Below are 18,123 nucleotides of genomic sequence, written 5' to 3' on the forward strand. Positions count from 1 at the left end.
TTTGGGCACCTAGGGGTGCATAAAGTCGTCGGCATGTGTAATTCCCATAATGTCCGTTCCGCAGCACTGATGGAGAAGATCGGAATGACAAGAGAAGGCGTTTTCCGGGAAGAGCTGTGGTGGAACAACCAGTGGACAGATCAGTATTATTACTCGATATTGGAGCGGGAATATGTACTGCTGGTCTGATGGGAGAACAAGTGACTATGAATATGAACATCATCAAGCGAGTGGGAGAATAGAGATGATACGCGAGTTTAAAGACAAGACAGATGCAGAGTACATAATGGAGTCGCACTGGAGGATTTACAGTAAGGAGTATCAGTATGATTATACGTTTAAGCAGTTCATCTCAGAAATCGTTACACATTTTTTGGAGAACCGTAACCCTGTACGGGAACAGATGTGGATTGTCGACGAAGATGGTTTGCGGCATGGCTCAATTGGCATTGTGGATGCGGGTGACCGCACAGCACAGCTGCGGTGGTTTCTTATCGAGCCGGAAAGACGGGGTAAGGGATACGGGACAGCACTCATTGAGCAGGCCATTCAGTATTGTAAATCGGTACAAAGCTACAACCGCATCATACTATGGACAAACCATGCTTTAACCCATGCGAGAGCGTTGTACGCAAGGTACGGCTTTCATATTGCAGAAACCCGTATGGTTAATCTGTCGCAGCAAGACATGTTGGAAGAGAAATGGATGCTGGAGCTTGAATCATAAAATGACCGCTTGCTCAAAGCCATCTTACGACAGGAAGAGATAAGCATATTCGTACGATTTATTAGAGGATTCGAGGCTTCAGCGGCTTCGCAATCCTCTTCTTTTGGGTTTCCAGATTTTAGCTGTGGAGTTATAATGGAAGGATGTTGAAACTTATAATCATGGTTGGAAGCAAAAGCAGAATGGTGAGTGCTTTACCTTTTACGGCGATGTTGTTGATTGTTCTGATTGCGGCAGGTTGTTCGGGAGAGAACAGTAGGGAAACCGAGCGATTTAATGACCGTAGTCTAAAATTCAAGCTGTTAGATTCCAGGCAAAACGATGCTTTAGCAAGCTATACACTGCAGGTTAAGAATGAAGGGCTGTTCACAGTTCGTCACTTAAGGATGTATATTGATTATCCTATTCTTACGGAAACAGGCAGTATGTATAATCCGTATAAACTGGAAGGCGATGCTGAGGGAACAGGTCCCTATCATCTTGAACCGGGTGACGAAATCACCTACAGATTTATTACCCCTGTTTATGAAGTGTTTGGCGAGAAGGGATTGGACTATGATAATCCGAGCATTGAATTAAAGGGGGTCGTACTGGAAGGCGATTCCGAGATACCATTTACAATTACGGGCGGAATGGCACTCTTGACACAGACCGAGTGATTAAATGAAGAATTAGGGCAGAGGAGCTTGGACAAGGATGATAATTCGTAACTATCACTCCAATGATCTCGAAGCATTAACGGAGCTGATGGCTGATTTGGGGTATCCAACCGACATGGTGAGTATGGAGTACCGAATGGAGATAATCCAGTCGAGCCCGACGAACTTTACTTTTGTCGCTGAAGATAATGGTCACGATGTGGGCATGATCGTAGTTCGTGAAGTGTATTATTATGAGGATGATGGAGCATCCGCCCAGCTATCTGCGTTAGTAGCCAAGCAGGAGCATCAAGGTAAAGGAATCGGCCGGGCGCTGGTCCGTTATGTTGAGAGCTGGGCATTGGAGAGAGGAATAAAGGTACTCACGTTAACAAGCGGTATTAAGGAAGAGCGGGTCAATTCAAGCATTATTGATAAACGAGTTTAACCGCATATGGAAGCTAGGCAATATTTCTCTGGGGAGTGATGTAGATGAATGAGAAGATTTCATTACTATATGACTACAACATTTGGGCCAACGACAGGGTTGTACATCATATTAAGTCACTGCCAAACGAAGTATTCTGCAGGGAAGTCAACCTGGGCTTCACATCTATAGCCGAACTCATAAGTCATATTGCTACAGCTGACGGGTTGTGGTTAGCAAGAATTAAAGGGGAGAGTCCATCCACAGCTGTACTATTCAAGGATATTGCAGAAGCTAGTAGTCATTTTAACCAATTACAAGCGCAAATTCGCGAGTATCTATTATCCGTTAAGGATGTTGATCAGCAAATAACGTATACAAACACAAGAGGACATGAGTGCCAGAATTCAGTTTCAGAGATCATCCAGCACATAATAAACCATGGCACCTATCATAGGGGCAACATCTCAACCATTCTGAGATCTATCGGTTATGAAGGCGTATTAACGGATTATATGGCCTTCTTGTGGATGAAGGAAGGGAGTTGAAGCAGTGGAGCTCGTAATCATTGTTTTGCTGCTGGTGGTCTGCTATCTTTTATTGGACATCAGAAGCCGCTTGCCTGTTAAGGATCATGTAGAAGAAGCATTGAAGCGGGATAGGAAGCTAAGAGATGCTGAAGAGCGGAAGCGTGGTCAATCACAGGTGCGGCATGACTAAGCCGTTACAGGTTGTTCTGGAGCTAGCCCGTATACTGGTTATGCTGGTCATATTCGTCACCTTACTCGGATGGTTGGGTAGAAATCTGTATAGCTCCCTGTTCAGCTGGGAAGAGAGCTTCAATATGTACTTGACGGCAGGTAATTTCCTGTTATTCTTTGTCGCATACCGAACGAAGCTGCAATTTGGCGGATGGTATAAATCACAGATGAACAGGCGACTCTCAAGACCGGCTATATATATCCTGCTAAGTATAACGGCTGTGTTGTATTTGATTCCGCCAGCCATTGTAATTTACCGGAACTTGACTGGTTAAACCTAAATAAGAGAGGGGGCCAGCGATGCATATATCCAGGAATGTCGATAATCGTGGTGTTGGTATTCACTACATAGATTCAATAGACGGTTCGGACCCTTCACTCATACCTTTAGTGATAAGCCCTGGTTTGTCAGAGACGGCTGAGGAATACTTAGAGCTGCTTGAACATATGCGGCCTCGGCGATGTGTCGTATTATCTTATCGGGGAAGAGGAGGCAGCGACACTCCTGTTGCTGGATACAATCTGGCTGATCATATTACAGATCTTGCATCAGTAATCAGGGAAGCGGGACTTGAGCGCTATCATATGATGGGTTATTCGCGGGGAGTGTCTTATGCACTTGGCTATGTACTTGAACATCAAGAACAAGTTCACTCACTCATCATTGAAGATTACCCGGCTGAGCACAAACAAATGCCTGATGGTTGGGCGGAGGATTACATCCATAATTATCTCATCCCCTACTATCGAACAGACAATATACGTCCGGAAGCTGTATGGGGAATCCAAAGGGAATCAACCCAGCAGCAGTTGGATAAGGAGCTTGATCTACCGGTTCTCGTACAGAAGGGGAAGCTGGAGGGCAGTCTTCTGAATGAAGAACATATCCAAGGTTTTAAAGAAATTTATCAGAATGTTGTGATTAAAGAGTACTATCACTCCGGTCATGATATCAGAAGCTCTGAAAAGTTGGCTCTCTATCAGGACATTAAGGATTTTCTGGCTGGTGTTGAGAAGTGACAAGAATAGTGTGAAGCAGAAGGTCAATCACGAGTTTCTATCTTAAATATAGGGAGCACCGTTATGATAAGACGATTTCACCATGCGCAAATTACAATACCCAGGGGCCAAGAGGAAGAAGCAAGAAGCTTCTACTGTGGAATACTTGGGTTGCCGGAGATCAGTAAACCGGTCTCGTTAGCCGGCAGGGGAGGTCTATGGCTTCAGGTTGGAGACCAAGAGCTTCATATTGGGACAGAAGATGGAGTGGATCGTTATCAGACGAAGGCCCATCTGGCATATGAAGTAGAGGACATTCAAGAGGTTAGAAGACTTCTAAGTAATAATGGAATCGAAATGCTGGAAGCCATCCCTATACCAGGTTTTGAAAGATTCGAATTCAGAGATCCTTTCGGCAATAGAGTGGAATGTATTCAACCCGTATAAGCGTTATTATTGAGAGAAAAAGGGAGTCAGAAATATGAAAGAGCAGCAGATTAAGAAATGGGAGAAGACAAGGGCTAAAGGATTGAGAAAATTTGTTTTATTTGACGGAGTGTTAGGCTGGGGTATTCCAACCGCTTTTTTATATACCTTGATCGTTACTTTTATGGATAGAAAGGCATTAGTGTTTGATGGTGAAATTCTCGAGCGTCTATTAATAGCGCTTGTTCTATTCCCTATCGGTGGTATTCTGTACGGTATTTGGGTCTGGAAATGGACAGAGAGGAATTACCGCAAAGCAATGGGAGAGTGATATGTCCTAAAGGCATCAACTGGAGAATGGCTGAGGCGTAAACATCTTGTGCAAAGGCAACGATCCATATGCTGGAGGACCAAATTATTACGTAGTAGAGGAGATATTCTTATTAAGCTACTTTTTGTTTGCAGTAAGAATAAATGGCGCAGCTTGACTGCTGAGAAGATTTTTCACGGAAAAAACGGACTGGATGTTAAATCGGCCGGGACTGAAGAAGGGGCACGAATAAAGGTTACCGAAGGCCATATTGGATGGGCGGATATTATATTTGTCATGGAGAGAAAACATATCAGACGAATGAATCAATACTTCAGCAGATTGGTATTGGAAGGGAAACAAATTATCTGTCTGGATATTCCGGATGACTATACATTCATGGACCCTGAACTGGTCGAAATATTGAGCACGGCAGTTTCAGAGTACGTTAGCCTTCCATAAATTCTAACACCCCCTAAGAAAGGAGAACCGTCTTGATCATTACTATCAGCGGGAAGAGCTGTACCGGCAAGACCTTGATGGCTCAGACGCTGCTCGAAAAGTATAAGGTTCCGTATCTATCGATCGACCACTTGAAGATGGGCTTGTACCGGGCAGACAATAACTGCGGCTTTACACCGCTGGGCAGCGATCAGTTCATTGGTGAGAAGCTGTGGCCTATCCTAAAGAGCATCATACAAACCAATATTGAAAATAATCAGCATCTCATTATCGAGGGCTGCTATCTTCTTCCGCATCATCTTCAAGATTTCGAACCCGTCTATGCAGACAAAATCATAGCGGTCTTCCTTGGTTTCTCGGCAAGTTATATTGAGGAACAATTTCATTCCTCCATTGTAAAGCATTGCAATGTCATCGAATCAAGAATCTATCCGGAAGAAAGAACCATCTCTAAGGTTCTTGATGAACACAAGTACTTCAGGGAGGAATGCTTGGCGTGTGGTGTTCCTTACTTCGAGATCAAGCAAGATTACGAAGTCGAAATCAGCAATGTATATGAGTACATCGAGACAGAGAAGTGCAGGATGGAATCGGTTAAACCGGAGCAAAGTCAAGATCTGTGACCCGCTCAGATACCTCATCTGCGGACAAGGAGTATGCCATGAAGATTGGTGAATTGCTCGGTACAGGCAAGACTGCTAGTGTGTACAGGTGGGGGAAGTCAGAGGCTATCAAGATCTTTCACGACCGCATGGATGATGAACGGGAGGCACACAAGGAGGCGAACAAGGCAGCGTTTGTTGACTCACTAGGTCTTCGAGTTCCACGATTTGCAGGCTGCGTTACATACGAGGGGAAAACATGCCTGGTCTATGAGGCAGTCAAAGGACCGACGATGCTCAGCCAGATCGATGCCACAGGTCCGAGCGTATCTTGTTATGCAAGGTTGATGGCCGAGCTGCAGTTTGAATTGCATCAAGTTAAGGTGGAAGCCTCCGATAATTTGAAGCTGTATTTGTCCGAACGAATCGATAACGTTGAGGAAATCACCGAGGCTGATAAACACAGGATTAACGGTATGCTTGCCCCGCTGCCGGAGGGCAATACCGTCTGCCATTATGATTTGCACCCCGGTAACATTATTATGTCTCCACGCGGTCCCATACTCATCGATTGGATGAATGTGTTAATCGGTTGTGCGGCGGCAGATGCTGCAAGAACCTCTATGATGATTCAGTCTCGCAGCTTGCCGCCTCAAGCGTCCGGCTGGCTCACGAACTGGGAACTCCGCGAGTTATTTCACAACGAATACATAACCCGTTATATGGAGCAGTCAGGATTTCATCGAGCTGACCTGGAAGAATGGATGCTTCCTACATTAGCGGCACGAATTAACGAGCTAGACGGCGGCGAGCGTGATGAGGTCGTCAACAAATTATTAGCCAAGTTAAAGCAGGAATAATTTGGTATTTTTATCAGGCCGGCCAGCAGGGAGTGAGCAGATGGATTTTAAGAAGAAAGCCATTAGGGACCTGACATACTATGTGAATGCTCATCAGAATAAAATAAACCGGAGACTGCATTACTTCGCTTTTCTGTTTGCTTTTCTGGGCTGGATCTTCCTCTTGTTTAACTTATGGATCACAGTGGTGCTGGCTATTCTTCACTATGTACTGTCATGGGTGGGGCATTTCTATTATGAGGGGAATAAACCCGCTTCGTTTCGCTACCCCTGGATCGGCTTCTATGCTGGCTTCCTCTGGTTCTTCATTAGAACCTATGAGCTTGTAACCAGGAGAGAGCTGCTGGCGAGAATTATACGTAAGGAATGAGCATGTGCTCTAGAAGGAGGGAGAAGATGAGGAAATTGCTGGCTGTATTGGCTGGGACGCTAGTGTTGTCTAATGTCATATGGGCTTATCTATACTTGTCACAAACGCCGCCAGACCCTAAGGTTTCTGATGAAGCTGAAGTAAAGCTGTATACGCTGAGCGGCAGCGGCCACCGGTGGGATATTACGGGCTACAAGATTCTAATATCTCCGGATAAGATCATGAGAGGCGAGGGGAAGCTGACCTATAAGGGTGAACCGGGTGAATTGAGAGACAGCAGTTATTTTGAGATGACCTTCCGTGAGAGTACGCCTGCTGGCGGGATGGAAGCGGTGTTTTCCAATGAGTACCGATCAGATAACGGGCCGGTCTCCATTCTGCCAAACGCAGAACGTATGGGACGTATAGCTGGTCCATATTCAGACGGAGAAGCTGACAAAACAAAGGCAGATTACGAGAATACGGTGCTGGAAGTCATATGGGAGGACGAACAGGGTCAGATACAGACCGAGTTTGTTGAGCTCAATATAGACGATGAGGTTATCTTGTGATGGCGTAATTTGGCTTGAGGTGGTGAGTCATGAAGGAGATTTATTTGATTAGGCACTGCAAGGCAGCGGGACAGGAACCGGAAGCAGTATTAACTGGGGAAGGAGTGCAGCAGGCAGAGCAGTTAGCAGCGTTCTTCGGCGGTCTCCCTATTGATTATATCGTGTCGAGTCCTTTTACAAGGGCAATAGCTACCATTAAACCGCTTGCGAATATCCGGCAGCTTGAGATTCACCTGGATGAACGGTTAGCGGAGAGAGTGCTGTCATCGGAGAATTTGGCCGACTGGATGGAGCAGCTGGAAGCGACCTATGAAGATCTGGATAAGAGACTTCCAGGGGGAGAAACGTCAAGAGAAGCGATGCAGCGGGGAGTCTCAGTCGTAGAAGAGGTTAATAGCATGCCAATCCAGAGAGCATTGCTGGTTACACACGGAAATCTGATGTCTCTCATGCTTCACCGGTATATGGAACATTTCGGATTCAAGGATTGGCTTGCGCTGTCCAACCCGGATATCTATAAGCTAACTGTTCATGAAGAGTCAGATGCTGTGACAGTCAGGAGAGTGTGGCGCTAGTAGACCAGCAATTCGGATACGTTAATCTATAATACGGAAGTTAAAACTTGTTAAAAAGATGTCACTTATTGCTGACAAAAGCGGACCTGCAGTTGTACAATCATGGAAGATAACGGCAAACAAGCATACATCCTGGAATAGACATAGATTAATCAGCCTATAGAGGAGATGTGACTATGAGCTTGGAAGCGGCTAAGATGGATTTGAAGATGAAGGATATTACGGGTTCCACTATTAAAGAGGTTAATGCGGAAGGCCTGGAGATTGATAACGTGAACATGGCCAAATCCAGCATCAATAACACGAACATGAGCGGTATGAAGATCAATGACGTGAATGCCGGAGAGATGAAGCTCAGCAACATCAATCTGTCGCAAACTTCTATCCAGCATGCGAATATGAGTCACATGAACATTGATCATGTACACCTCTTTGGAACCGAATTCAACAATATTGTCCTGCCGCAGGAAGGCGACGGCAACTATAACCCGGAGGGCAGCTACAAGCCGATCGTGTTCAACAATTGCAGCTTGCGGAATATGGAGATCAATAATTGTGACATTACGGGCTTGAAAATTAACGGTGTCCTGATCGAAGAACTTCTGAACAAACAAATAGTGAAGTAAGGCATGACCGCCTGCCGGTTGTTCCAGGGAGCTTAGATAGCTGGCTATCGAGGATTCCCTGGAATTATTTTATTTTCACAAGGAGTTCATGCCGTGCACCGGCCGCCAGGTACTGCTGCAGAGTACGGTCATCAAGTGGGCCGTTAGAAAATCAGAAGAGGTAAGGTAATCATGGGGACGAGTCAGTCGAAAACAAAGCTGCTGATCCTGCTCCACGAGATTTATGGAATCAATGATCATATGAACTGGTTTAGCAAGGAGTTGGAGCAGGCTGGTTATAATGTGCTTACACCTAACCTGCTGCGCCGGGAGCCTTTTGCTTACGAACAAGAGTCGGAAGCCTATCATTATTTTATGAGCGAGATTGGCTTTGAGGCCGCTGTAGATGAGGTGGAAAGGCTGCTCCACATACATAGAGAGCGTTATGAGGATATCTTGATTATAGGCTTCAGCATAGGGGCAACGGTTGCCTGGTTATGCAGCAGTTTTCCGGAAGTGGATGGAATCGTTGGTTACTACGGATCGAGAATCAGGGATTACCTGGAGGTTGAACCGGCATGCCCTGCTCTGTTAATCTTCGCCCTTCAGGAGAAATCTGTTCAAGTGCCTGTATTGGAAGCAGAATTATCTGGCAGGCCTAACGTCACCGTGAAAACGGTAGATTCTGCGCACGGATTTATGAATCCTTACCACCCAAGCTATCGGGAAGAAGAATATAGTAAGTGTCTGCTGCGGACAAGAGATTTCTTGATAGGGATTGAAGAGGCTCACTAGGGGAGTGATTGTGCATGAACGAAAGACCAAAGCGTGTAGAAATTTCATCAGGTTCTCCGTGGGAACCTATAGTAGGATACTGCAGGGCTGTGCGAGTAGGGGACGTCGTCGAGGTAGCAGGAACAACTGCTATGCTTGAGGGCAAAGTGGTTGGCATAGGAGATCCTTATCAGCAGACGGTCCATATTCTCAGGGTGATACAAGATGCTCTGCAGCAAGCGGGGGCTACTATGGAGCAGGTAGTCCGAACCAGGATGTATGTGACAGACATCTCCCTATGGGAGGAGATTGGAAGAGCGCACGGTGAGTTCTTCCGGGATACTCGCCCGGTATCCACTATGGTAGAGGTCAAGGCGTTAATTGACCCGGAACTCTTAGTAGAGATTGAAGCGCAAGCCATTATTATTTAGCACAGGCGGAGAGAGAGTATGGAAACGGTCTCTCCTAATTCTCCTAGTCATCTTGCGAATCGTTAATCCAGCTGCCGCAGGCGTAGAAGAGGAGAGCTATGTTGCAGGATTCATGCTCTTAACAATCGGCTTACCGGCTGTTGGTATCATGATTCTAGTCAGTAATGTAGTGGGAACAGGATTAGCTTTCATCTTAAGAAGGCGGCTGAGACTAGTTAAGCGCAGAGTGTACAGGTTCTAACGAGCGAAACTCATCGGTCTTGACGATTTAAGAGGGGGGCACCGGATATGAATCGTTACCGGGATATTTACCCAGCAGTGCTCGCAATGTTGGTTCTGATAAGTATGCTCGGCTGCAGCAGCGCTTCAGGAGAACCATCAATGGTTGGCAGGATTGTGGATAAAGACGGAGGGGAGATCCTTGTAGCAGAAGGAGTTACAAAAGAGGCGATTGCAGATGGACTCGATATTAACGATCTCTTGGCGTCTTCTGATAAGTATCCCAATGCCTGCTGGGTAAAGGTGGGACTTAATTGGTACAAAGTCGGCGACAAAGTAGAGGTGTGGTACAATGGGTCGGAAGATTCCTATCCTTGCCAAGCAACAGCGGACAAGGTGAAGCGGTCGGATGAGTAATGGGGGCATGTAAATATGCGCTGCTGTGTCTGGTTGTTCTATGTATTGTTGCTAATAGCCTGTATGGGGTGTAGTAGAACTAGTGACCCTGGGCCTCGGATAAACAGTCTGCATGCTGAGTATTTGAAGGAGTATGGCTGGCATATTGATACTGTAGAACATCCCACTGAATCGGTGGACATCACCTTGCTGCCGGAGGCATATGAGATGATCAGGAATGCCGGCCTCGATCTGGAACCTTATCAGAATCAAAGTCTAGAACGAACCACATATGTGCTTAAGGAAAGACAAGCAACAGGTCTCAGGCTGTATGTAATGATCTATGAAAAGGACGGCCGAATTATCGGCGGTATTGGTACTTTAGAGGATTGGACCCCTGGGGTATTCAACGTATCACATAAACAAGAATTAAGGGACGACAACATTATTAGTGGAAGAGCAGAAAGCGAGTAAAATGCATGAGCTTTGTAATTGAACTGCTGGTCGAATTCATAGCCGAATTGTTCTCGTACAAGAGTGCAGGCCGGGTGGATCGGTATCGCCGCAGAAGTAAAATTAAATCCAGAATCAAGAAGCTCGCCAAGGAATACGAATGGTTTGACCGATTGAACCAAAATCCGGAGAACCATAAGGTATTTCTCGAAAACGTTGCGATCCAAGCATTGATTCTGGATACGGACTATATGAGGAGTATTGACCTTAACCTCTCGGAGCGGGCAAGGTTTGAGCACAAGGTGGAAGATAGAGCGACAAGCAGACCGGAGGAGGACGTGTAGATGACTGTAAACCCGTCTTATCCAATAGGGCCGTTTCAAGCTTGTGAGAATCCCGACTTGGATGTTATACATACGTGGATTAGTGAGATTGGGAAGACACCAGCCATGCTAAGGGAGGTTGTGGGACAGCTCAATGATGCTGAACTGGACACCCCTTACCGGGCGGGCGGCTGGACGGTTAGACAGGTTGTGCATCATATTGCAGATAACAATATGAACGCATACTTCAGATTCAAGCGGGCACTGACAGAGGATTGCCCTCACGTTTCTTCGTATCAACAGGATAAGTGGGCAGCTCTAGCGGATTATATGATGCCTGTAGACTGTTCATTGTCGTTGATCGATGCCATCTATTCTCGTTTTGTCGCCCTCTTGAGAACTTTAGATCATGAAGACTTTCATCGGACGATGAATAGTGAAGCTTTCGGTATACTCCGGCTAGACACTGCAGTCCAGCGTTTCTTATGGCATGACAGGCACCATCTGGAACAGATAAGAAGTCGGGGGTCGTATGGGAGAGGTTAAGTTATTGGAGTATAACCGGGAGTGGGTTCTTCTCTTTAAGCGGGAAGAGGAACTGCTGCGGAGTATATTGGAAAATATTGCTGTGGCAGTTGAGCACATTGGCAGCACATCTGTGCCTGGCTTGGCAGCGAAGCCCTGCATCGATATTGCCGTTGGAGTTAGGGGTTTAGCGGAATTGACGGAGCATCACATTATGCAGTTGAACCAAGCAGGTTATGAGCATGTGGAGCATGCGGAGTTCCCGCATCGAAGGTTTTTTCGCAAGGGGGAATGGAGAGCCGGCACTCACCATGTTCATGTATACGAGTTTGGGACACGATACTGGCAAGACAATCTGCTATTCCGGGATCACCTCAGGAACAACAAGGAAGATAGGAATCTGTACATAGCTCTTAAGAGGACGCTTGCCCAGCAGTTTCCTAATGACCGTGCCGGGTATACGGCTGCCAAGCATCCCTTCATTGAGGAAATCCTCACTAAAGCTCGCCAGTCCGTGAGTCATAATTAGAGTAATTAAGTATCAACCGGGAGGTTCGATATGGATAATATGCAGAAGGAAGCACTGATTCGGCAGTATATAGACGCCTATAATAACTTCGATATAGAAGGCATGCTCAGCGTACTGCATCCGAATATTGTCTTTCGTAATTACTCGAACAACGTTATGGAAGTAGAGACCACAGGTATCGAGCAGTTCCGCCAGTTAGCCAGACAAGGAGCGAAGCTGTTTGCCCAGCGCTGCCAAACGGTTGAAGAGATCCAGGCTGCAGACAGCGGCATGAAAGCGACGATAGAGTTCGAAGGCGTACTGGCTGATGGCATGCCCAACGGGCTGAAAGCCGGCTCAAGAATAAACCTGAAGGGGCTGTCCCTCTTTGAGTTTAAGGATGGCCGGATTTCCCTGATCGAAGATTATAGTTGAGGCGGGTAACCGATATAGAGCAACCACCAATTTATACATAGGTTACAAAGGGGTGAATGCTGTGAGGATCTTAGCACTGCTCTTAAGTTTCATGTTCATTGGCACGTCTGCATGCTTGGCTGATTGGGCTTATAACTTTGTCGTATATGACGGAAACAGTTATCAGGTTACAGACGAAGTTATTGATGAGGCTGAGATAACCAAACGGGTGGGTGAGGTTACCCGGTATTCGGATGAAGAGGGGACTTACAGCGGTAATTTTTCGAATACATTCCCAGCTGGAACCCAATATTACACCATTCAAGGTATTGTAGCCGACGAGGCCATTGCTGTTCAAACCGGTCAGCACACCTACTTGCGGGCAGAGTATATAGGGAAATACCCCGGGGGCAAAGAATCTTCATCCATGTGGATAATGGAAGCATTACGCAAGACTCATGGCCTTTATTATGTGGCAGCTGCTGCTGTGCTGCTCTTAGCTGTACTGCTGGGTTTAAACTATGCGAAGAAGAGACGGCAGTGATAGGAGGAGTTGGGATGATGAGCGAAAATGGTCTATTTTTGCAATGGGTCGAGTTTGACAGGAAGCGCTATCCTTCCGCGAATAAGTATCCGTTCAACCTCCCGGCAATCCGTCAGCTGGACAAGCTCAGATTTCATCCCAAGGTAACCTATATAGCTGGTGAGAATGGCATGGGCAAATCAACCTTGATGGAGTCTATCGCCGTAGCCTGGGGTTTTAATCCGGAGGGCGGAACCAAGAACTATAACTTCTCCACACGGATGACCCATTCACCCTTACATGAGTACGTTCGACCGGTTCGTGGGGTGAGAACACCAAGAGACGGATTTTTCTTCCGTGCGGAAAGCTATTACAATCTGGCATCGAATATAGATGATATGTATCAGGAACCTTCGTTCGGTCCGCCAATTAGAGATTCGTATGGAGGAAAATCGCTTCACGAACAGTCGCATGGCGAGTCTTTCTTCGCTGCTTTTATTCACAGGTTTGGCGGGCAGGGACTCTATATATTGGATGAACCGGAAGCTGCTTTGTCTCCGGTCCGCCAGATGGCTATGCTGACCCGTATACATGAACTCGTTTTGCAGGACAGCCAGTTTATTATTTCCACCCATTCCCCAATTGTAATGGCCTATCCCGATTCCCTGATCTATTATCTGACACCAGATGGAATTGAGGTAACAACCTTAGAAGAGACTGACCACTATATTGTCATGAAGGAATTCGTCAATCGCAAGGATAAGATGCTTCGCGAACTGTTAGATGACGTCCAAGATTGACTGGAGGAGAAGAAGTACACAACATGAGACAGCTAGCAAAAGTTTCCTGCGGCATATTATTGTTTACAGCAGCGTTTCTTACACTGTGGATTTTCTTTTACATTTGCGCGGATAATTATACGTTTCATCTCAGTGTCACCAATATCAATCTGGCATCGATTGAGGCTGTTCAGGCAATGTTCTGGATCAGTATTATAGCATCTCTATTTTTGGCTTTGCTACTAAGTGTGATCACAATCATAACTTACTTCCGGTTAGTCAGACGATTTTATCTGTTTAACGCATTAATGGTTGTCATTTTGATTGCTGCGGCGGTTTATATTATGCAGACGGATAACTATATCCCTTTTGTTAGAGATATTGATTTTTACTAATCTAGGGAGGTGTTCGAGTTGAAGGTCGAGTCGCTGGATCATATTGTGCTGACGGTAGCGGATATTGAGAAAAGCATAGCGTTCTACACCGGGCTGCTAGGGATGAAGGAAGTTACCTTTGGCAGCGGCCGCAAGGCTTTGGCATTTGGGGATCAGAAGATCAATCTCCATGAACATGGCAAGGAATTCGAGCCTAAGGCATTAAGTCCCCGGCCAGGATCGGCTGATCTATGTTTCGTAACGGGAACCCCGGTCGAGCAGTATGCTGATTTCTTAAGCAGCCGCGGTATTTTCATTGAAGAAGGACCGGTTAGCAGAACGGGGGCGAAGGGCAGTATACGGTCTATCTACCTCAGAGATCCTGACGGCAACCTGCTGGAACTGTCCAACTATGAATAACTCTAAGAACAGGTACTACATAGACTACACCTCGCTTGAGTATCTCAAGAACGGCAGCCATGAGCAGGCAGAAGTATATGAACTTTTGGTACAGCTTAATATCTTCGAGCAGCTGCGTAACTATAACCCCATACTAGCCGGGACTGTCCCGATTGGCATTAATCTTCCCTCCAGTGATCTAGATATCATATGTGAGGTATATGAGCCTGAAACGTTCGCTAAAGTTGTGAGTCAACTGTATGGTGAAGAGGAAGGATTCAGTGTTCGAAGCAGGACGGTTAACGGTACGCACCGGGTAGTTAGCAGCTTTGTCTGTAACAACTGGACAATCGAGCTGTTCGGACAGCCTATTCCATCATCCCGGCAAAATGCATACCGTCATATGGTCATTGAAGCGCGGATTCTCTCTATTTTGGAAAACTCAGCAAGGAATAGGATCATAGAGTTGAAACGAAACGGGTTAAAGACCGAACCAGCTTTTGCCCGACTGCTGGATATTAGCGGTGATCCCTATCAGGCCCTGCTTGACATGTATGATTGGGATGATGGAAAATTGAGAGATTTTTTACGCAAACTCAATCAGTAGATAGATTTCGCATTCTTGCTGTAGAAACGTTGCTGGTATCGCCTGCGGGCAGAAAGAGAGCGGATATGGATAATAAGGAACTATATCTTATTACAAGTAAGGACGGATATACGCCTAATATTAGCCGGCTTGTGGGTATGATGAATTACGCTCGTTACACAACGGTCAAGAGCGTGGAAGGACTAACGGTAGACCAGCTGGATTACTTAATAGATGATAGCTGTAACTCCATTGGAGCGCTTCTTCTCCATATCGCAGCAGTCGATTATTATTACCGGACAGTAACGATGGAAGACAGGAAACCGACTAAGGAAGAACTGGCCTTCTGGGAACCGGCGTTAGCTCTCGGTGATTCGGCAAGAGAGAAAATCAAAGGGCACCCGCTCAGTTATTATCTCGACCTGCTTCATCAGGAGCGAACCTTGACACTACTCGGCATGAAATCTAGAGATGACAGCTGGCTGGAAATCCAAAAACCTTTTGACGGGAAGCCGTCCAATATTCAATTCCGCTGGTTCCATGTTATGGAGGATGAAATAAATCACCGGGGCCAGATTAGATGGATGGCAAAGCGGATCAAGCAGTTGTGTTGCTAATAAAAAGATCCTCATGACTGGAGGAATTTACTGTGCGGGCAATAAGCGGACGGGTGGGATATCATTGAAGAAGAACACTGTCATCGTTATTATTCTATTATTCATAGCTATAATCGTTATTATAGGAATAGTTACTTTAAATGATTTTGCTAATTTCCTAGGTAATACATATGAACAGATGGGGTAAACGTTGGTCCTGCACACAAGGCCTCAAGCGAAGAGCCCGCAAGTGAACATAACAAATAAATTGTATACAGTGGTTACGTTTATAAACCAACTGATGGGGTATATAGGAGGTTTTTATAAATGCAGCTAAAATGGCTGGAATGGGCCAAGCAGATTCAGGCGATTAGTCAGGCGGGGCTGGAATATTCCAGGGATGTCTATGATCTCGAGAGGTTTGAGCAGCTGCGTTCGTTGAGCGTAACCATTATGCAAGAGTACGTAGGGGTTGAGACCGAGCAAATCAGGGAGCTGTTCGCAAGTGAGACAGGCTACGCGACCCCCAAGGTCGATATTCGGGCTGTCGTGTTCAAGGAAGATCAGATATTACTAGTTCGGGAGCGTGTTGACGGTGCTTGGGCGCTGCCCGGCGGCTGGGCGGATATTGGCCTGTCACCGATGGAAGTAGCGGTCAAAGAAGTGAAGGAAGAGTCGGGCTATGATGTTGTACCGGTCCGGTTACTAGGTGTCCATGACAAGAAGTTTCACGATCATCCGCCGTCACCTTATCATGTCTATAAATTCTTTATACTCTGCAGGCTTGTAGGCGGGGAAGCTCAGGAAAGCAGTGAGACGATGGGCGCTGCATTTTACAGAGAAGACAATCTGCCGGAGCTCTCAATTGAACGCAATACGGAGCGGCAGATCCGGGGGTTGTTCGAATTCCTGCGTGACCCGTCCCGGGAGGTTTTTTGTGACTAAGAATAGTTTCATTGAGGAGACCGCAGATGGCTGCCTATGAATGGGATGAACGAATTGATTACCTGATGCAAACAAGAGGCCTGTATTACAATGATGATTACCTCGAATTTCTTGTGCAGAAGGTATGGCGTATAACAACCCCTGTCAGCATACTTGATTACGGCTGTGGCTAGGGCTTCCTTGGCCTCAAGCTGCTGCCTTTGCTTCCGGAAGGCTCGAGATATACAGGGATCGACCTGGGAGAGGAACTGCTCAATACGGGAAGACGAATATTTGCGGGGCTGCCCTATCAGGCTGAGTTTGTGCAGGGGGATGTTAACACTTACCATCCGGAACAGTCGTATGACCTCGTAGTTTGTCATGCGCTACTGCTGCATATGACAGAGCCTTTGCATACCCTCAAGACGATGATAAACTCCCTCGCCAGCCCGGGCCGGATCATCTGCTTTGAGCCGCATTGGATCGCTAATATGGCAAGCTGGATGATTGATGAAACCTCGCACGCTGACATCGTATCGCTTGGCAGCCTGCAGCGGCTGTATGAAGCGGATGCAGCCCATTCAGGAAAAGACGGCAATATCGGCATCAAGCTCCCTGCCTATCTGAGCCAGCCGGGTGTAACTCAGATCGATTGCAGAGTCAGCGATAAGGTGAATTTCTATGACCCGCAGGCGAGCGGGGAGGGGAAAACCCGGCTGTATCAGTCTCTCGTAGCTGAAGGCATAGGCACAAGTCCTGGTGAACGTGAGGCGTTTCTGTCTAATCTTGTGAGTCGGGGACTGAGCCGTGAGGAGGCAGAACAGCAGTATGCAGCAGAGCTGAAGCTTTCGGAGTTATTTTCACAAGAATCCTGCTATACAGCTGCTCCTTGCATGAAGATTACGTCAGGCATAGTAGTGAAGCCAATCCAATAGAACGGTGTTTGATGCCGGCAATGTTAATGCTGATACAGGAGAAAGGAGATGTTAAGGAGCATACTCTTCAATATGATGGCAAGCTGCTTGAAGACGAAGAGTTTAACGCTTCTTAGGACAGCAAGTATGGATGTTAAGATAATGGAGATTAGTGATGGACAAACGCGTGAACAGATTGCTGCCCTGAGTGGTGAAATTATTGTCTCCAGAGGCCGAGTTCATCGTTTGCAGAGCCTGCCAGGATATGTTGTCATGCATGAACAAGAGCTGGCTGGCTGTATTTTGTACTATATGGCTAACTCGGAGTGCGAAATTGTCTCGCTGGACAGTCAGGTAGAAAATAGGGGAATTGGCACCAAGCTGATTCAGGCGGTAATTGAATGTGCAAAGCAGGAGAATTGCAGGCGTATTTGGCTTATAACATCCAATGATAATATCCGGGCGATACGGTTTTATCAGAAACGCGGATTTGATATGGCAGCGGTTCACCGGAATGCAATAACAGAAGCGAGAATTATTAAACCCACTATTCCGCTTCTAGGTTATGATGATATCCCGGTTAAACATGAAGTTGAGTTTGAACTGCTGCTGTAATGCAATTTAAATCGGCAAAGCTGTAATTACAGAGATACATAACCATATTGAGGTGAA

31 protein-coding genes and 1 pseudogene are annotated in these 18,123 nt (G+C 46.3%); all 32 read left to right on the forward strand.

Annotated features, from left to right (window positions below; all coding sequences use genetic code 11):
* The first annotated feature begins 244 nt into the window (after nt 1–244).
* The 32 genes and pseudogenes from DNH61_RS02770 (at nt 245) to DNH61_RS02925 (ending at nt 18,066) form a co-directional block, all read left to right on the forward strand.
* Nucleotides 245–727, forward strand: coding sequence for a GNAT family N-acetyltransferase (locus DNH61_RS02770; RefSeq protein ID WP_181438560.1), 483 nt, complete (start codon nt 245–247; stop codon nt 725–727).
* Between the two features lie 143 nt (nt 728–870).
* Entirely contained in the window at nt 871–1,386 is a 516-nt protein-coding gene (locus DNH61_RS02775) for a hypothetical protein (RefSeq protein ID WP_111145153.1), read from the forward strand.
* Nucleotides 1,387–1,423: 37 nt separating this feature from the next.
* Nucleotides 1,424–1,813, forward strand: coding sequence for a GNAT family N-acetyltransferase (locus tag DNH61_RS02780; RefSeq protein WP_111145154.1), 390 nt, complete (start codon nt 1,424–1,426; stop codon nt 1,811–1,813).
* Between the two features lie 44 nt (nt 1,814–1,857).
* Nucleotides 1,858–2,340 carry a DinB family protein gene (locus DNH61_RS02785; RefSeq protein WP_111145155.1) on the forward strand — a complete coding sequence of 161 codons (483 nt, stop codon included), beginning with the start codon at nt 1,858–1,860 and terminating at the stop codon, nt 2,338–2,340.
* Nucleotides 2,341–2,465: 125 nt separating this feature from the next.
* Entirely contained in the window at nt 2,466–2,828 is a 363-nt protein-coding gene (locus DNH61_RS02790; protein WP_146240934.1) for a hypothetical protein, read from the forward strand.
* Nucleotides 2,829–2,853: 25 nt separating this feature from the next.
* A complete protein-coding gene (locus DNH61_RS02795) occupies nt 2,854–3,573 on the forward strand; it encodes an alpha/beta fold hydrolase (RefSeq protein ID WP_111145157.1) in 720 nt (239 codons plus the stop codon).
* A 63-nt stretch (nt 3,574–3,636) separates the two neighbouring features.
* On the forward strand, nt 3,637–3,999 hold the full coding sequence (locus DNH61_RS02800) for a VOC family protein (protein ID WP_111145158.1): 363 nt from the start codon (nt 3,637–3,639) through the stop codon (nt 3,997–3,999).
* A 34-nt stretch (nt 4,000–4,033) separates the two neighbouring features.
* Nucleotides 4,034–4,309, forward strand: a complete 276-nt coding sequence (locus DNH61_RS02805; RefSeq protein WP_111145159.1) for a hypothetical protein — start codon at nt 4,034–4,036, stop codon at nt 4,307–4,309.
* Between the two features lie 111 nt (nt 4,310–4,420).
* Nucleotides 4,421–4,750 carry a low molecular weight protein tyrosine phosphatase family protein gene (locus tag DNH61_RS02810; protein ID WP_111145296.1) on the forward strand — a complete coding sequence of 110 codons (330 nt, stop codon included), beginning with the start codon at nt 4,421–4,423 and terminating at the stop codon, nt 4,748–4,750.
* 32 nt (nt 4,751–4,782) lie between these two features.
* On the forward strand, nt 4,783–5,373 hold the full coding sequence (locus tag DNH61_RS02815; RefSeq protein ID WP_111145160.1) for a cytidylate kinase family protein: 591 nt from the start codon (nt 4,783–4,785) through the stop codon (nt 5,371–5,373).
* Nucleotides 5,374–5,411: 38 nt separating this feature from the next.
* Nucleotides 5,412–6,212, forward strand: coding sequence for a phosphotransferase family protein (locus tag DNH61_RS02820; RefSeq protein ID WP_111145161.1), 801 nt, complete (start codon nt 5,412–5,414; stop codon nt 6,210–6,212).
* 40 nt (nt 6,213–6,252) lie between these two features.
* Nucleotides 6,253–6,582 (forward strand): DUF962 domain-containing protein, encoded by a 330-nt coding sequence (locus DNH61_RS02825; RefSeq protein WP_111145297.1) that lies wholly within the window; start codon nt 6,253–6,255, stop codon nt 6,580–6,582.
* Between the two features lie 26 nt (nt 6,583–6,608).
* Nucleotides 6,609–7,133 carry a hypothetical protein gene (locus DNH61_RS02830; RefSeq protein ID WP_111145162.1) on the forward strand — a complete coding sequence of 175 codons (525 nt, stop codon included), beginning with the start codon at nt 6,609–6,611 and terminating at the stop codon, nt 7,131–7,133.
* Between the two features lie 29 nt (nt 7,134–7,162).
* Nucleotides 7,163–7,708, forward strand: a complete 546-nt coding sequence (locus tag DNH61_RS02835) for a histidine phosphatase family protein (protein WP_111145163.1) — start codon at nt 7,163–7,165, stop codon at nt 7,706–7,708.
* A gap of 176 nt (nt 7,709–7,884) precedes the next feature.
* Complete coding sequence (locus DNH61_RS02840; protein WP_111145164.1) at nt 7,885–8,334, forward strand: pentapeptide repeat-containing protein; 450 nt, start codon at nt 7,885–7,887, stop codon at nt 8,332–8,334.
* A gap of 171 nt (nt 8,335–8,505) precedes the next feature.
* A complete protein-coding gene (locus DNH61_RS02845) occupies nt 8,506–9,108 on the forward strand; it encodes a dienelactone hydrolase family protein (protein WP_111145165.1) in 603 nt (200 codons plus the stop codon).
* Between the two features lie 14 nt (nt 9,109–9,122).
* Nucleotides 9,123–9,518: a RidA family protein gene (locus DNH61_RS02850; RefSeq protein WP_111145166.1), complete on the forward strand. Its 396-nt coding sequence runs from the start codon at nt 9,123–9,125 to the stop codon at nt 9,516–9,518.
* Nucleotides 9,519–9,806: 288 nt separating this feature from the next.
* Nucleotides 9,807–10,154, forward strand: a complete 348-nt coding sequence (locus tag DNH61_RS02855) for a DUF3221 domain-containing protein (RefSeq protein ID WP_111145167.1) — start codon at nt 9,807–9,809, stop codon at nt 10,152–10,154.
* Nucleotides 10,155–10,277: 123 nt separating this feature from the next.
* Entirely contained in the window at nt 10,278–10,607 is a 330-nt protein-coding gene (locus DNH61_RS02860) for a DUF4830 domain-containing protein (RefSeq protein WP_181438561.1), read from the forward strand.
* Nucleotides 10,608–10,612: 5 nt separating this feature from the next.
* Entirely contained in the window at nt 10,613–10,930 is a 318-nt protein-coding gene (locus tag DNH61_RS02865; RefSeq protein ID WP_111145169.1) for a hypothetical protein, read from the forward strand.
* Nucleotides 10,931–11,455, forward strand: a complete 525-nt coding sequence (locus tag DNH61_RS02870; RefSeq protein WP_111145170.1) for a YfiT family bacillithiol transferase — start codon at nt 10,931–10,933, stop codon at nt 11,453–11,455.
* The gene (locus tag DNH61_RS02875) at nt 11,442–11,963 is read left to right on the forward strand and encodes a GrpB family protein (protein WP_111145171.1); all 522 of its coding nucleotides are present in this window, start codon (nt 11,442–11,444) and stop codon (nt 11,961–11,963) included. Before DNH61_RS02870 ends, DNH61_RS02875 begins: the two co-directional genes overlap by 14 nt.
* A 30-nt stretch (nt 11,964–11,993) precedes the next feature.
* Nucleotides 11,994–12,377, forward strand: a complete 384-nt coding sequence (locus DNH61_RS02880) for a nuclear transport factor 2 family protein (RefSeq protein WP_111145172.1) — start codon at nt 11,994–11,996, stop codon at nt 12,375–12,377.
* A 61-nt stretch (nt 12,378–12,438) separates the two neighbouring features.
* The gene (locus tag DNH61_RS02885; protein ID WP_111145173.1) at nt 12,439–12,900 is read left to right on the forward strand and encodes a hypothetical protein; all 462 of its coding nucleotides are present in this window, start codon (nt 12,439–12,441) and stop codon (nt 12,898–12,900) included.
* A gap of 14 nt (nt 12,901–12,914) precedes the next feature.
* Nucleotides 12,915–13,679, forward strand: coding sequence for an AAA family ATPase (locus tag DNH61_RS02890; RefSeq protein ID WP_425452200.1), 765 nt, complete (start codon nt 12,915–12,917; stop codon nt 13,677–13,679).
* Nucleotides 13,680–13,702: 23 nt separating this feature from the next.
* Nucleotides 13,703–14,053 carry a hypothetical protein gene (locus tag DNH61_RS02895; protein ID WP_111145174.1) on the forward strand — a complete coding sequence of 117 codons (351 nt, stop codon included), beginning with the start codon at nt 13,703–13,705 and terminating at the stop codon, nt 14,051–14,053.
* An 18-nt stretch (nt 14,054–14,071) separates the two neighbouring features.
* Nucleotides 14,072–14,452: a VOC family protein gene (locus DNH61_RS02900; RefSeq protein WP_111145175.1), complete on the forward strand. Its 381-nt coding sequence runs from the start codon at nt 14,072–14,074 to the stop codon at nt 14,450–14,452.
* On the forward strand, nt 14,445–15,038 hold the full coding sequence (locus DNH61_RS02905; RefSeq protein ID WP_111145176.1) for a DUF4269 domain-containing protein: 594 nt from the start codon (nt 14,445–14,447) through the stop codon (nt 15,036–15,038). Before DNH61_RS02900 ends, DNH61_RS02905 begins: the two co-directional genes overlap by 8 nt.
* 65 nt (nt 15,039–15,103) lie before the next feature.
* On the forward strand, nt 15,104–15,634 hold the full coding sequence (locus tag DNH61_RS02910) for a DinB family protein (RefSeq protein ID WP_111145177.1): 531 nt from the start codon (nt 15,104–15,106) through the stop codon (nt 15,632–15,634).
* Nucleotides 15,635–15,940: 306 nt separating this feature from the next.
* Nucleotides 15,941–16,558, forward strand: a complete 618-nt coding sequence (locus DNH61_RS02915; RefSeq protein ID WP_111145178.1) for an NUDIX hydrolase — start codon at nt 15,941–15,943, stop codon at nt 16,556–16,558.
* A 26-nt stretch (nt 16,559–16,584) separates the two neighbouring features.
* Nucleotides 16,585–17,472, forward strand: a pseudogene (locus DNH61_RS02920) (methyltransferase domain-containing protein).
* Nucleotides 17,473–17,613: 141 nt separating this feature from the next.
* The gene (locus tag DNH61_RS02925; RefSeq protein ID WP_245947877.1) at nt 17,614–18,066 is read left to right on the forward strand and encodes a GNAT family N-acetyltransferase; all 453 of its coding nucleotides are present in this window, start codon (nt 17,614–17,616) and stop codon (nt 18,064–18,066) included.
* The last annotated feature ends 57 nt before the right edge of the window (nt 18,067–18,123 follow it).

The sequence above is a fragment of the Paenibacillus sambharensis genome (assembly GCF_003233845.1).
Classification (GTDB): domain Bacteria; phylum Bacillota; class Bacilli; order Paenibacillales; family Paenibacillaceae; genus Paenibacillus_I; species Paenibacillus_I sambharensis.

Coding starts and splice junctions, on each gene's coding strand:
- DNH61_RS02850 (WP_111145166.1), top strand. CDS start 9,123: ATGAACGAAAGACCAAAGCGTGTAGAAATTTCATCAGGTTCTCCGTGG.
- DNH61_RS02875 (WP_111145171.1), top strand. CDS start 11,442: ATGGGAGAGGTTAAGTTATTGGAGTATAACCGGGAGTGGGTTCTTCTC.
- DNH61_RS02835 (WP_111145163.1), top strand. CDS start 7,163: ATGAAGGAGATTTATTTGATTAGGCACTGCAAGGCAGCGGGACAGGAA.
- DNH61_RS02845 (WP_111145165.1), top strand. CDS start 8,506: ATGGGGACGAGTCAGTCGAAAACAAAGCTGCTGATCCTGCTCCACGAG.
- DNH61_RS02795 (WP_111145157.1), top strand. CDS start 2,854: ATGCATATATCCAGGAATGTCGATAATCGTGGTGTTGGTATTCACTAC.
- DNH61_RS02870 (WP_111145170.1), top strand. CDS start 10,931: ATGACTGTAAACCCGTCTTATCCAATAGGGCCGTTTCAAGCTTGTGAG.
- DNH61_RS02890 (WP_425452200.1), top strand. CDS start 12,915: ATGATGAGCGAAAATGGTCTATTTTTGCAATGGGTCGAGTTTGACAGG.
- DNH61_RS02820 (WP_111145161.1), top strand. CDS start 5,412: ATGAAGATTGGTGAATTGCTCGGTACAGGCAAGACTGCTAGTGTGTAC.
- DNH61_RS02775 (WP_111145153.1), top strand. CDS start 871: ATGTTGAAACTTATAATCATGGTTGGAAGCAAAAGCAGAATGGTGAGT.
- DNH61_RS02840 (WP_111145164.1), top strand. CDS start 7,885: ATGAGCTTGGAAGCGGCTAAGATGGATTTGAAGATGAAGGATATTACG.
- DNH61_RS02785 (WP_111145155.1), top strand. CDS start 1,858: ATGAATGAGAAGATTTCATTACTATATGACTACAACATTTGGGCCAAC.
- DNH61_RS02855 (WP_111145167.1), top strand. CDS start 9,807: ATGAATCGTTACCGGGATATTTACCCAGCAGTGCTCGCAATGTTGGTT.
- DNH61_RS02770 (WP_181438560.1), top strand. CDS start 245: ATGATACGCGAGTTTAAAGACAAGACAGATGCAGAGTACATAATGGAG.
- DNH61_RS02865 (WP_111145169.1), top strand. CDS start 10,613: ATGAGCTTTGTAATTGAACTGCTGGTCGAATTCATAGCCGAATTGTTC.
- DNH61_RS02800 (WP_111145158.1), top strand. CDS start 3,637: ATGATAAGACGATTTCACCATGCGCAAATTACAATACCCAGGGGCCAA.
- DNH61_RS02895 (WP_111145174.1), top strand. CDS start 13,703: ATGAGACAGCTAGCAAAAGTTTCCTGCGGCATATTATTGTTTACAGCA.
- DNH61_RS02915 (WP_111145178.1), top strand. CDS start 15,941: ATGCAGCTAAAATGGCTGGAATGGGCCAAGCAGATTCAGGCGATTAGT.
- DNH61_RS02790 (WP_146240934.1), top strand. CDS start 2,466: ATGCTGAAGAGCGGAAGCGTGGTCAATCACAGGTGCGGCATGACTAAG.
- DNH61_RS02905 (WP_111145176.1), top strand. CDS start 14,445: ATGAATAACTCTAAGAACAGGTACTACATAGACTACACCTCGCTTGAG.
- DNH61_RS02805 (WP_111145159.1), top strand. CDS start 4,034: ATGAAAGAGCAGCAGATTAAGAAATGGGAGAAGACAAGGGCTAAAGGA.
- DNH61_RS02910 (WP_111145177.1), top strand. CDS start 15,104: ATGGATAATAAGGAACTATATCTTATTACAAGTAAGGACGGATATACG.
- DNH61_RS02880 (WP_111145172.1), top strand. CDS start 11,994: ATGGATAATATGCAGAAGGAAGCACTGATTCGGCAGTATATAGACGCC.
- DNH61_RS02825 (WP_111145297.1), top strand. CDS start 6,253: ATGGATTTTAAGAAGAAAGCCATTAGGGACCTGACATACTATGTGAAT.
- DNH61_RS02780 (WP_111145154.1), top strand. CDS start 1,424: ATGATAATTCGTAACTATCACTCCAATGATCTCGAAGCATTAACGGAG.
- DNH61_RS02830 (WP_111145162.1), top strand. CDS start 6,609: ATGAGGAAATTGCTGGCTGTATTGGCTGGGACGCTAGTGTTGTCTAAT.
- DNH61_RS02925 (WP_245947877.1), top strand. CDS start 17,614: ATGGAGATTAGTGATGGACAAACGCGTGAACAGATTGCTGCCCTGAGT.